This window comes from Xenorhabdus santafensis (assembly GCF_033949405.1).
Lineage (GTDB): Bacteria > Pseudomonadota > Gammaproteobacteria > Enterobacterales > Enterobacteriaceae > Xenorhabdus > Xenorhabdus santafensis.
The window spans coordinates 1-224 of record NZ_VCDN01000192.1; the positions used below are offsets into that span (position 1 = coordinate 1).

The following is a 224-nucleotide window of genomic DNA, read 5'->3' on the forward strand; positions in this document are numbered from 1 at the left end:
GGATGTTGTATTATCATGTGGTGTTCGAAGTGATTTAGCTAGCGTTGCGACTAAATTATATGATGTACTTAGAACGTTTGATGCAAGTGAAGTGGATGTTATTTTTAGTGAGTCGTTCCCTAATGAAGGAATAGGAAATGCAATTATGAATCGTTTAACAAAAGCGGCAGGACATCATATTATTATTGAATGATAAGGTAAGATTAGCAAACAGAATATTTCTC

Annotated in this window: 1 protein-coding gene; it reads left to right on the top strand. The window is 33.9% G+C overall.

Annotated features, from left to right (window positions below; translation table 11 throughout):
• A partial coding sequence (locus FE392_RS22330; protein ID WP_319931851.1) for a Sua5 family C-terminal domain-containing protein occupies window positions 1-193 on the top strand: 193 nt, incomplete at its 5' end.
• Window positions 194-224 lie beyond the last annotated feature (31 nt).